General features: G+C 54.5%; 12 protein-coding genes and 2 tRNA genes. 9 read left to right on the top strand and 5 right to left on the bottom strand.

Going from position 1 to position 11,734, the window contains the following annotated elements:
- Positions 1-20: 20 nt before the first annotated feature.
- The 9 genes from pncC to E3U44_RS17565 all read left to right on the top strand — a co-directional run bounded on the left by pncC (position 21) and on the right by E3U44_RS17565 (position 7,479).
- Entirely contained in the window at positions 21-509 is a 489-nt protein-coding gene (gene pncC / locus E3U44_RS17605; RefSeq protein ID WP_134359373.1) for a nicotinamide-nucleotide amidase, read from the top strand.
- Positions 487-1,026: an RNA 2',3'-cyclic phosphodiesterase gene (gene thpR / locus E3U44_RS17600; protein WP_206054837.1), complete on the top strand. Its 540-nt coding sequence runs from the start codon at positions 487-489 to the stop codon at positions 1,024-1,026. The genes pncC and thpR overlap by 23 nt, the downstream gene beginning before the upstream one ends.
- A gap of 106 nt (positions 1,027-1,132) precedes the next feature.
- Positions 1,133-2,161 carry a recombinase RecA gene (recA, locus tag E3U44_RS17595; protein ID WP_134359372.1) on the top strand — a complete coding sequence of 343 codons (1,029 nt, stop codon included), beginning with the start codon at positions 1,133-1,135 and terminating at the stop codon, positions 2,159-2,161.
- An 8-nt stretch (positions 2,162-2,169) separates the two neighbouring features.
- Positions 2,170-2,622, top strand: coding sequence for a regulatory protein RecX (locus E3U44_RS17590; protein ID WP_134359371.1), 453 nt, complete (start codon positions 2,170-2,172; stop codon positions 2,620-2,622).
- Positions 2,623-2,646: 24 nt separating this feature from the next.
- Positions 2,647-5,268, top strand: a complete 2,622-nt coding sequence (gene alaS, locus E3U44_RS17585; protein ID WP_134359370.1) for an alanine--tRNA ligase — start codon at positions 2,647-2,649, stop codon at positions 5,266-5,268.
- Positions 5,269-5,352: 84 nt separating this feature from the next.
- Complete coding sequence (locus E3U44_RS17580; protein ID WP_134359369.1) at positions 5,353-6,594, top strand: aspartate kinase; 1,242 nt, start codon at positions 5,353-5,355, stop codon at positions 6,592-6,594.
- Positions 6,595-6,853: 259 nt separating this feature from the next.
- On the top strand, positions 6,854-7,111 hold the full coding sequence (gene csrA, locus E3U44_RS17575; protein WP_134359368.1) for a carbon storage regulator CsrA: 258 nt from the start codon (positions 6,854-6,856) through the stop codon (positions 7,109-7,111).
- Between the two features lie 41 nt (positions 7,112-7,152).
- Positions 7,153-7,245 (top strand) — tRNA-Ser (locus tag E3U44_RS17570).
- A 157-nt stretch (positions 7,246-7,402) separates the two neighbouring features.
- Positions 7,403-7,479 (top strand) — tRNA-Arg (locus E3U44_RS17565).
- A gap of 124 nt (positions 7,480-7,603) precedes the next feature.
- On the opposite strand, the gene E3U44_RS17560 is transcribed toward E3U44_RS17565, so the two are convergent.
- The 5 genes from E3U44_RS17560 to E3U44_RS17540 are packed head-to-tail and all read right to left on the bottom strand — an operon-like array spanning position 7,604 to position 11,730.
- Positions 7,604-8,227: a hypothetical protein gene (locus tag E3U44_RS17560; protein WP_134359367.1), complete on the bottom strand. Its 624-nt coding sequence runs from the start codon at positions 8,225-8,227 to the stop codon at positions 7,604-7,606.
- Between the two features lie 24 nt (positions 8,228-8,251).
- Positions 8,252-9,037, bottom strand: a complete 786-nt coding sequence (locus E3U44_RS17555) for a hypothetical protein (RefSeq protein ID WP_134359366.1) — start codon at positions 9,035-9,037, stop codon at positions 8,252-8,254.
- Positions 9,034-10,659 carry a YfjI family protein gene (locus E3U44_RS17550; RefSeq protein WP_134359365.1) on the bottom strand — a complete coding sequence of 542 codons (1,626 nt, stop codon included), beginning with the start codon at positions 10,657-10,659 and terminating at the stop codon, positions 9,034-9,036. Before E3U44_RS17550 ends, E3U44_RS17555 begins: the two co-directional genes overlap by 4 nt.
- The gene (locus E3U44_RS17545) at positions 10,656-11,558 is read right to left on the bottom strand and encodes a toprim domain-containing protein (protein WP_134359364.1); all 903 of its coding nucleotides are present in this window, start codon (positions 11,556-11,558) and stop codon (positions 10,656-10,658) included. The genes E3U44_RS17550 and E3U44_RS17545 overlap by 4 nt, the downstream gene beginning before the upstream one ends.
- Positions 11,551-11,730, bottom strand: coding sequence for a hypothetical protein (locus E3U44_RS17540; protein WP_134359363.1), 180 nt, complete (start codon positions 11,728-11,730; stop codon positions 11,551-11,553). Before E3U44_RS17540 ends, E3U44_RS17545 begins: the two co-directional genes overlap by 8 nt.
- Positions 11,731-11,734: the final 4 nt, after the last annotated feature.

Raw genomic sequence — 11,734 nt, 5'->3', positions numbered from 1 at the left:
TTGGTATAACTATCTTTGAAATGAAGCTAGAGATGTTAGCTCAGCAGCTTGGAAAGGTCTTACAAGCACGCGGCTTGAAGGTGGTCACTGCCGAGTCTTGCACGGGTGGATGGGTAGCAAAAGCCATCACCGATATTGCCGGGAGTTCAGCTTGGTTTGAACGGGGTTTTGTGACCTATAGCAATGAAGCTAAACAGGAGATGCTTGAAGTTAGCGCGGAAACGCTGGTGCATTTTGGAGCGGTGAGTGAAGCCACTGTCAAGGAAATGGCGAGAGGTGCGTTGGCTCACAGTCGTGCAGAGATCAGTATTGCTGTCAGCGGGGTTGCTGGACCTGGGGGGGGATCTCCAGACAAGCCTGTTGGAACGGTCTGGTTTGCTTGGGCATTGAAGACAGGGGGCGAGTGGACCGCTGGGGAAGGTTTTCCAGGGGACCGCGATGCAGTGCGACGGCAATCGGTGGAGCGGGCTTTGCGAGGATTATTGGATGTCCTTGAACAGTCCACCTGAAACTCAACGTTTGTTTTTTGCCCTTTGGCCTGAACAGGCGTTTCAGGAGTCCTTGGCTCAAATTGCCCGGCAGGTATTGGGTAAGCAGGGGAAACGGGTTCGCCCAGAGAATTTGCACTTGACTTTGGTTTTCTTGGGGAGTATGACGGCGCAACAGCGTGCCTGTGTCGAAGCGGTGGCCGATACTATTGTGGGGAGATCCTTTACGCTACAGCTGGAGAAGATAGAGCATTGGTCCCGACCACGGGTAGTTTGGTGTGCTACCGAGGAGACGCCGGAGCCCTTGATAGAGTTGGTGCAACAATTGAATCAAGGGCTGACGGTATGTGGCCATCAGCCCGAGACTCGGCCTTACCGGGCCCATATGACTCTGGCGCGTAAGGTGGCCGGGCACTTTCCCGCCACTCGGGTGGCACCCCTGGTCTGGCAGGTTGACCATTTTTGTTTGGTACAATCAGTGACCTATCCCAGCGGGGCTCAGTACCAAGTGTTACGCACTTGGCCTTTAGGGATGTGAACTGATCATTTTAATGCCAGCGGACTAGGATGTCCTAGCCAGACTATGGGATAATTTTTAATTAAAGGCATAGGCTTGTACGCTGCGGAGAATTAGAGGTCAAGCAATGGACGAAAACCGGAAAAAAGCGCTGGGAGCTGCGCTTTCACAGATTGAGAAGCAGTTTGGCAAAGGCGCGGTAATGCGTCTCGGGGATGCCAGCACCGTACGCGGGGTTGAGGTAATTTCTACGGGCTCTCTAGGGCTTGATATCGCCCTCGGAGTGGGAGGATTGCCGCGAGGCCGCGTGGTTGAAATCTTTGGACCAGAGGCCTCAGGCAAGACCACTTTAGCTCTGCAAGTTGTTGCAGAAGCCCAGAAGGTGGGAGGGACAGCGGCTTTTGTGGACGCCGAACACGCCCTGGATCCTCAGTATGCTGAGAAATTAGGGGTTGGTGTTAATGATCTTCTTGTTTCCCAACCGGATACGGGGGAGCAGGCACTAGAGATTGCCGATATGCTGGTGCGCTCGGGGGCGGTGGATGTGGTTGTGATAGACTCGGTGGCTGCTCTGACCCCCAAAGCGGAGATTGAGGGAGAAATGGGCGATTCCCATGTAGGCTTGCAAGCCAGGTTGATGTCCCAGGCCCTGCGCAAGCTTACCGCTAATATTAAGCGCTCCAATACACTGGTCGTTTTTATTAACCAGATTCGGATGAAGATTGGAGTGATGTTTGGTAGCCCGGAGACAACCACCGGTGGTAACGCGCTCAAATTTTATGCTTCTGTGCGTTTGGATATTCGTCGAGTGGGCTCCCTCAAAAAAGGGGAGGAGATCATCGGTAACGAAACCCGGGTGAAAATCGTTAAGAATAAGATGGCACCGCCTTTCAAACAAATCTCCTTCGACATCCTTTATGGGAGTGGAGTTTCCCGGGAAGGAGAGATTATCGATCTGGGAGTCCAGGAGGGACTTGTCCAAAAGACGGGCGCTTGGTACAGCTATAATGGGGATCGGATTGGTCAGGGCAGGGATAATGTGCGTCAATTTCTCAAGGAACATCAAGAGCTCGCCCAGGGCATTGAAGCCAGTATCCGGGAGAGGCTCTTGCCGAGCAAAGCGGCATTGGCAGAGGTTGAGGAGGTGGAAGCCTGACTCTTCATATGGGCGATAACGGTGCAGTAAACGTTCGAAGCCTAATGTTGGAGATGCTGGCGCGGCGAGAGCACTCCAGTTGGGAATTACACCGTAAGCTTACTGCCCGGGGATATCAATCTAATTTAATTGAGGCTGTGCTGGCAGAGCTGGAACGGGATAACTTACAAAGCGATCAACGCTTTGCCGAAAGTTATATTCGTTCGCGGGCAGAACGTGGTTTTGGACCCCGCCGTATCGCGGCCGAACTCAAGGAGCGGGGTATCAGCGAGGCCTTGATTGCCGATGGCCTGATTCAGGAAAGGGATTGGGATAACCAAGCGATGAAAGCCCGGAGCAAGCGCTTTGGACAGGCACTTCCCAGCAGCCTTGGGGAACGGGCCCGGCAGATGCGTTTTCTGCAGTACCGGGGATTCACCCAGGAACAGATTAATCGCGCGTTAAGCGGAATAGACGACTGAGTCGCTCAGCGTAAGCAACCGATTATGAAAAGCAGTGCTGAACTTCGAAAAATATTCCTCGATTATTTTCGCCATCAGGGCCATGAGATTGTTCCCAGTAGTCCTTTAGTCCCCGTTAATGATCCGACTTTGCTTTTTACCAACGCGGGCATGGTTCAGTTTAAAGAGGTTTTCCTTGGCCGAGAAACCCGCGCTTACCGCCGTGCTGCGAGTGCCCAGCGCTGTGTCCGTGCCGGGGGGAAACATAATGACCTTGAAAATGTGGGATACACTGCCCGCCATCATACTTTTTTTGAAATGCTGGGCAATTTCAGTTTTGGAGACTACTTTAAGCGCGAGGCCATCGGTTATGGGTGGGTGTTGTTGACCGAAGTGCTGAAGTTGCCGCCTGAGCGGCTGTGGATTACGGTTTTTGAAGATGATGATGAAGCGGCCAATATTTGGTTAAAGGAGATTGGCGTTAGTCCTGAGCGCTTTGCCCGCTGTGGTGCCGAAGATAACTTCTGGTCCATGGGAGATACAGGACCCTGTGGCCCTTCCTCTGAGATTTTCTATGATCACGGGCCTGGCATTGCGGGAGGTCCTCCTGGTAGTCCGGAGCAGGAGGGTGACCGATATACTGAGATTTGGAATCTGGTTTTCATGCAGTATGATCGGAATAAGGAAGGCCACCTTTCCCCCTTGCCCAAGCCTTCTGTCGATACGGGGATGGGTTTGGAACGGTTGGCGGCAGTAATGCAAGGAGTCCATGATAATTACGACATCGATTTGTTCCGTAATTTAATTACTGCAATTACTGCGCTTTCGGGCATTCAAAATCAAGAACCGACTTCCTTGCGGGTGATTGCTGATCATATTCGCTCCTGTGCCTTTTTGGTGGTTGATGGCGTACAACCTTCCAATGAGGGGCGGGGTTATGTCCTGCGCCGTATCATTCGCCGAGCCATCCGGCATGGGCATAAACTAGGCCTACGTGATCCTTTCTTCTATCAATTAGTGCAGCCATTAGCTGAAGAAATGGGAGAAGCCTATCCTGAGTTGCCCCAGGCTCAGAGTCGGGTAGAGCGGATACTGAAATTAGAAGAGGAACGTTTTAATGAAACGTTAGACCAGGGGCTCAAAATCCTAGAGCAGGATATAGAGAAGCTATCGGGTCAGGTGATTCCTGGGGAAACGGTATTTCGGCTCTACGATACTTTTGGTTTCCCTGTGGACCTGACTGCCGATATTGCTCGGGAGCGGGGTCTTACGCTGGATATGAAGGGGTTTGAGCACGCCATGGCCAAGCAGCGTGAGCGTGCCCGCGCCGCTAGTCGCTTCAAGATCGAGTATGGCTCTGACCTCCAGCTAGATCTGGAAACAGAATTTATTGGTTACGAGCATCTGCGGGGTGAAGGCCAAGTGACCGCCCTATTCCGGGTGGCTGAGACCACAGAGGCTGTGGAGCAACTAAGTGCCGGTGAAAAGGGAATTATAGTGCTTGACCGGACTCCGTTCTATGCTGAAGCGGGCGGGCAAGTAGGGGACCGGGGAATGCTGCGTGGTCCCAATGGATTATTCAATGTGACGGATACCCAGAAGCAGGGGGCCGCACATGCGCACTTAGGCGAAGTCCGCTTAGGTGAGCTACGGGTCGGCGATTTAATTCAAGCCGAAGTGGAGCGAGCACACCGGACTCCCACGAGGCTCAACCATTCGGCCACGCACCTTCTACATGCGGCGCTGCGGCAGGTACTGGGGGAGCACGTAGCCCAGAAAGGCTCTCTGGTGACTTCCGAACGGCTGCGATTTGATTTTTCCCACTTCGAAGCGCTAGAACCAGAACAGTTGCGTCAAATTGAGCATTTGGTGAATGCCCAAATTAGGACAAATTTACCTGTAGAAACGCAGATTATGCCCCTGCAGAAGGCTCTGGATGCGGGAGTCGTGGCCTTGTTTGGTGAAAAATACGGCGAGCAAGTGCGAGTTTTGCGCATGGGAAATTTTTCTGTAGAGTTGTGTGGTGGTACCCATGTGGATCGTACCGGCAACATTGGTCTCTTTAAGATTGTTAATGAAACAGGTATTGCTGCCGGGATTCGCCGGATTGAGGCGGTTACCGGGGAAGCGGCGCTACGCTGGATAGAGGAGAATGAGGCCCGCTTGGAAGCGGTTACAGGTCGGCTCAAGGCTTCGCGGGAGTCGGTGATTGACAAGCTTGAATTATTGCAGCAACAAGCCCGCCAGCAGGAGAGGGAAATACGGACCCTCAAGGCCCGGCTGGCCAGCGCGGGAGGATCGGATCTAAGCGCTCAGGCCCAGGAAATCCAGGGTATTAAAGTCTTGGCAGCCCGGATTGACGGGGTTGATATCAAAACTTTGCGTAATACGGTCGATCAACTTAAAAGCAAGCTGGCCACCGCTGCCATTGTGTTAGGCACAGTGGTGGAAGGTAAGGTGGTTTTGATTGCAGGGGTGACTAAAAATGCCATTAGCCAGATTAAAGCAGGGGATTTGGTTAATTTTGTGGCTGAACAGGTGGGAGGCCGAGGTGGGGGGCGGCCGGATATGGCCCAGGCAGGGGGTAAGGATCCGAAAAAGTTGGATGCCGCCCTTAAATCAGTCCCGGAGTGGGTGGAGAGTCATCTAAAATCCAAAGGGCAATGACGTTTATTAATCCTTTCCCTTGAGGCCTTTTAGGGGATGACTTTTCGGGTAGATTAATAATTTTATTTATTTATGTCGAGGTAAATGACATTAATTGTTCAAAAATTTGGTGGTACTTCCGTCGGTACTCTCGAGCGTATCGAGGCGGTTGCTGAGAAACTTGTAGCATCCCGGCGGCAAGGGCACGACCTCGTTGCGGTGGTCTCGGCCATGAGTGGCGAGACTAACCGTCTGTTGGGCTTGGCCCATGAAATTGATACTCAGCCTAATCCCCGAGAATTAGATGTCTTGCTTTCTACGGGCGAGCAGGTCACCATTGCCTTGCTTAGCATTGCCATTGAAAAGCGTGGTATTCCAGCCCGTTCCTACACCGGAGCCCAGGTACATATCCGTACGGATAGTGCCTATAACAAAGCGCGTATTCAGGAAATTGATGCCCAGCGTATTCGTGATGACTTGAGCCATGGGCGGATTGTGGTTGTGGCTGGTTTTCAAGGGGTGGACGAAAAAGGCAATATTACCACCCTGGGGCGGGGAGGCTCTGATACTACTGCAGTGGCCTTGACAGCAGCCCTTGGGGCAGATGAGTGCCAAATTTATACTGATGTCGATGGCGTTTACACGACCGACCCACGGGTAGTTCCTGAAGCCCGGCGGCTAGACCATCTGACCTACGAAGAAATGCTTGAACTAGCTAGTCTCGGTGCTAAGGTCTTGCAGATTCGTTCAGTTGAGTTTGCTAGTAAATACCAGGTACCCTTGAGGGTATTGTCGTCATTTGAAAGTGGGGAGGGTACTCTGATTACAGCCGAGGTAGAGGGAATGGAAGAGCCACTGATTTCTGGAATTGCTTTTAATCGTGATGAAGCTAAGTTAACTATCCTTGGGGTTCCCGACAAGCCAGGTGTTGCCTACCATATTCTCGGCCCTATCTCTGGTGCCAACATTGGGGTGGATATGATCATTCAAAATGTAGGCCGAGATGGCACGACAGATTTTACCTTTACAGTGCATCGTAATGATTACCTTAAAGCCCTTAAGATCTTGCGCGAATCTTCCCGGACTTTGGGAGCCCGTGAGGTAACGGGGGATGATAAGATTGCGAAGATTTCGGTGGTAGGAGTAGGTATGCGCTCACATGCTGGCATTGCTAGTACTATGTTTCACACCTTAGCGCAAGAAGGTATCAATATTCAGATGATTTCAACTTCTGAGATTAAAGTTTCGGTGGTTGTCGATGAAAAATACCTAGAACTTGGAGTCCGGGCTCTGCATTCGGCATTTGAATTGGAAAAGACACCAGGTAGAATACCATCATCCCTCTAAGGATAGTTTCATGATCTAAGATGGATGAGTCAAATTGGTTTAGAGAGAAACTATCCAAACATAACGCTATATATTACAATTTGGTAAAAGCATAATAACAGCGTGTGCAGCAGGTAGGGAGGCGCGACACGAGCAGAAAAGCGGGATATACATTATTAGGCAAGAATCTACTATGCCGAGTTCATGATCCCGGTATGGAGGCTGCGAAACCATGGACCCATTCGGGTGGGCCCATTTTTGAGAAGAGGAGAAGGGACCTATGTTAATTTTGACTCGACGCGTCGGCGAAGCCCTGATGATAGGGGATCACGTCACGGTGACTGTACTAGGTGTAAAGGGCAACCAAGTGCGGATTGGCGTGACAGCGCCAAAAGAAGTTACTGTCCACCGGGAAGAAATTTATGCGCGTATCCAGCGCGAGAAGGAACAGGCTAACGGTAAGGGGCCAGCCACCGAGTCAGAGCTTACAGAAGCGGCACTCCAGGCTACACCCGCTATTTCTGGGGGCAGCGAATAACTGTTATTATTGATATTTAAAGTTAAAAATAGGTTTTTTCCGGAGAGATGGCCGAGAGGCTGAAGGCGCTCCCCTGCTAAGGGAGTATGGGGTTAGTAGCTCCATCGAGGGTTCGAATCCCTCTCTCTCCGCCATTTTTAGCGGGGTTATGATAAAATTTCATATCATGCTGTTGCGTAAGCCCCTTTCGAATAGGGCTAGATTCGGCGCTAGGGCCTTTAGCCCTAATTGGCACGCGATTTGCTTATTGAAATTTTTTTAAAATTCCGCATAATAAACGCTTTGTTTTGCGCGCCCGTAGCTCAGTTGGATAGAGTACCTGGCTACGAACTAGGGGGTCGGAGGTTCGAATCCTTCCGGGCGCGCCATATAAATCAAAGGATTAGAGTTATTTTCTGGATCAAGCCATTCTTGTTTTTAGCAAAAAGTCGAAAATTACCCCCACTTTTACCCCCACTCTCCAAATTGCTAGGCGCTAGCTTGGCTAATTCTTCAAATCCAGCTATCTAGCGATTTACTAAACAGGTTTAACCGTCCCGCCACCTCTGCAAGCGAAACCTGCACGAAGGCGTCATGTTGGGTAGTCAGCCGCTCGAAGGTACTCCAATGCATCCCTTTGGGCTTCCATCCTCTACCGTTTAGGATTCCTGGCTCCCAGCCCAGTTTTTCCCTGATTTTGTTTGCTCGCCGTGCCGCTCGGTCATCGGGGCTCTCCCGCTGGCTGGGATAGGCTAGCTGGTAACAGTGACGACAAGCGAAAATGCCACCGCCGTAAAGGATTGCCACGCGTCGCCCGCAGTTCCATGCCGGGCAGAGAAACCAGGGGCGTTGACCACCAAGATGGCAGGAGGTCCAATCCAGAAAAACAGGGTAGCTTTCGTCCTTCCAATCCTGGCCATAGCTTCGGTGCCGATAGGTGAGGATCACCCGGTCCGGTTCAGTGCGCATCTGGATGGATGCCACGCATTTACCGTTGCGGGACCATTGCCAGCCGAATAATTGATGGGGGTTGAGTAAGCCCTCTTTTTTCCAAAGTCGCACGTCGATGGCTCGGTAATCGGTGGTCGCCTCTTTTGCGCCAAGATACCAGTGTCGTCCGCTACCCATGCCGCCCATAATCGTCTCCAGATTTATCCGAAATCATTTGGAAAATTCACCTTTTATTTCCAGCCCTTTCCATCTCGAATGACTATCATTCGGGGCTTCCGGCCGGGGTAGATACCGCTCGCAATGGCGCCGGTCGGTATCCCACAAGCCCGAGATACCCTCCGGTTCCCCTTGGGCGCAATGGCCCAGGTGTGGGTGGTCGATACGTTGAAAATGGGCACAGCCCCCACAGCGAACCGGCTGGGGGCGCGGTATTGGCCGGTTAGCTATCCGGTTCCAACACCAGGGGCACCCCTGTACCTCGCCGGAGAACCACAGCCAGACCGGCCCGCAATGCTGGCAGCTGGCAGGCTCGGTGTATAGGGCCGGGCGTTTTCCTTTATCCATTTCCCGGCGTTGCACCAGCGCTTGGGCAAAGGTAGCCAAGGTGTCCTGGGGGAGGCAGCCATTATGCCATTCCTCGATGTCCTCCGGGGTGAAGGCCTCCCGTACTTCCCCTGGGGTAATGGGCAATCCACGGCAGGCCTCGGCCAAGGCCTCCAGCAATTGGGAATCCGCTTGCTCGGAATCTCTATTCCTAGACGCAGAATTCACATAATCCGCATAATCCGCAGAAGGGTCCGGTTCAGGGGGTTTTTGCGAATTGTGCGTAAATTGCGTCAAGGAATCCGCGGCCACAGAATCTTTATCTGCCGAAGCTGTCCTCGTTGCCGAAGGATTCGACCCCGGGGATTTCTGCGTATTGTGCGAATTGCGCGTAGAGGCATGTTCAGTGTGAGGGGTCACGCCTAGCATTCCCAGCGTTTCACGCCAACTCATCGCCACCCCTCCACAATTTCTGGCCTCACCCTGACGATGGGTGAGGGTGGACGGCCGGGGCCTTCTCGCGGCGGCTCAATGATGTCCACATAGCCACGTTCTTCCAACGCCTCCAGTGCCTCGCGTAGGCGATAAACCCGAGGGAAGGTGCCCCGCAGGGCATTAAAGGCCTCGCGTATGGAGAAATGGGGCAGTCGACCTCTTTCGATCCACTGCCATACCCGTCGGGCAGCGGCAATGCTAAGATCCGCGCCCATCATCTCCAGGGCTGCCAGACTATGGTGGGTGATGACGGTCATTATTTCCAAGGCATCGTTCAGGGTCTCGGCCGTGATCACCGCCTCCCAGGGCCGGCCATGGGCATGCTTAATGCCATGCAGCACGCCGGCGAGCCGTGCAGCGGTCCCTGGCGCCTTCCCTGCCCAGTCGGTGAAATGCTCCAGCGCGTTGCCGGGACGCATCTTTTCTTCGATGCCCCGGGCAAAAGCATGCCACTCCGCATAGGCCTCAGGGCTTAGGCGCAGCCGGTGGGGGCGCTGATCGTTCTCCCCATTGGTGAGGGCCTCCCAATCCAGCATGGCCCGTATCCCCGCCGCATAGGCCTCGCCTACCGCTTTCGGGATGGGCACGGAGTCCAAGGTACGGTAACCCAGCGGCGAGGGCGGCAACAGATACAAGAAGCGCGCTAAAAGGCCACGGCCACGGAATCCCGGCTTAGCGGCCAACCCCCGCAACACCTCCGGTTGGGGGCTGAGACCAATACTCAGGCGTGGGCTATCGAGATAGACCGGCGGGCGTGATCCCCGGTCTACTCGTTCTGAATCGCCGCTATGGGCCTTCAAGACCAGATCCAAGTTAGGAATGCCGCTGGAATACCGGCCTTGCAGTAAGTCGAAGATGCCACCTTCCGAGGAAAGCCACGCCATACATTCCCCCTGCGCAGCCAGCAGGTTGCCCAGCTGCTCGGGGGTGGCATCCGAGGTCCAGAGCTGAGGTGGCAAGGGGATTGCCGGTAATTCAGCCTCCAGATCGGCAACCTCCTGCTTGAGCGCCTCGGCCTTGCTAGGATCTTTTTCTCTAGCTGCCCGGCCGCGCCGCTCCTTGATACGTGCTTCTAGCGTCTTGTGCTCGCTAGTGAGGCGTGCGATTTCCGAGGCCAGACGCGCGGATTGCTCCCGCTCCCAATCGAGTAGCGGCCCGGTGGCGGCGGATTGCACGGCACTTTTTCGATTGCCAGGGGGCAGGGCCACCACACCCCAGAGATTGCAAGGCTCAACGTAGTCCGGTTTTACCTCCACCTCCAGGCGGCGGGCGGCCGCGGTGGCACAGGTCACCAGCACCATGCCTGCGGCCAATTCGGGCGGCGTCTCAGTGGCGGCCGCCAAGGCGCGAGCATAATCCCCTGCCCAGCTAGATAGGTGAGCCAAATCGAGGCGGGGTAGGTTGGGCGCATCCAGCGGCACCAGTGCCGGCCACGCTTCGGTGGGGGGAGCCGCCGCCGATAAGAGTTGGGCAGGGCTAGACGCAGAATTCGCATTATTCGCAGAATTCCTGGATTCAGAGGAATTTTGCGTGTTGTGCGCATGCTGCGGTTCAGGGTGGGCTAAAAAATCAGAACTCATACTCCCCCTCCTGTCTGGCGCAACCACACCGCCAAATCGTTAAAGTCGCTTAAGGTTTCTGGCGCCCCTTCAGGCCACGGGGGCAGCGCCAGCAGGGCGCCAGCGGCCATCGCGGCGGCTTGCGCTTTAGTGGCGCCTGGATTGCCTGCGGTGAGCCGGTCATCGTCACCCGCGATGATGAGCTCCGCGGCAGGCCAGTGGCAGCGGGCGGCCACGGCAACCGAATGCAGATTTCCGGCGTCGATGGCGGCTAATACCCAGGCGGTGGGTTCATCCTCTGCCAGGGTGCAGCCGGTGGCCCAGCCCTCACAGAGGATCATGCGGAGGATCACACGGGAGATTCCCCCCCTGTGGCCGGACACGGGGATGAGGCAGCCCTGCTTGCGGCCACCCGATAAGAGCCGCTTGTCGCCATGGGCATTGATGAATTGCAGACTGGTCAGCTTGCCGGTGAAATCCACTACGGGCAGCACTAACGTCCCCTTGTACCATCTCGCCCCGTGGACTTGGATGCCTTTGCGAAGGAGATAAGGATGCGTTTCGGGTGCGGGCGTCGCCGCATTCCAGATCGTGGCTGCCCGGTTAGCCGCTCTGTCTTGCCTAGCATCCCGTTCGGCTTTGGCCTGCGCCTTCGCTGCTTCGACCCGGCGTGTAAAGGCGGCCCGTTCAGCTTGTGAATAGGGCGTGCTTCGTTTTGCTTGCCAGGCCGCTTCGATTCCGGAAGACCAATCGCCAAAACAGCCCCCTAAGCCGTCATCGAACAGGAGGCACCATCCGGCCCGGTTGCTCAGGCGCTTGCCGATGCCGGGGAATCGGTGCCGTTTGCCGGGCTCGATGACCTCAGGCGGTTCCAGCCCAGCAGCGCGGATGGCATCGCGGAAGTGGGGGAGATTAATCATCGTGTGCCCTCCCTTGGCGAATAATCCAATCCGCCACTCCTATGGGAATTACGCCCCATAAAGCCAAGGTGACGATTAACGCTTTGATACGGGAAGCGAGGCTAGTAAAATTGAAGTGATTTTTAGAAGTTTTCCGGGGTGCGCCAGCGCGCCCCATGCTTGTTCTATTCATGGCC

Origin of the sequence: Nitrosococcus wardiae (assembly GCF_004421105.1) — a bacterium.
GTDB classification, from domain to species: domain Bacteria; phylum Pseudomonadota; class Gammaproteobacteria; order Nitrosococcales; family Nitrosococcaceae; genus Nitrosococcus; species Nitrosococcus wardiae.
Note: the sequence above shows the minus strand (reverse complement) of the source record. Positions and strands in the feature narration are given on the sequence as shown.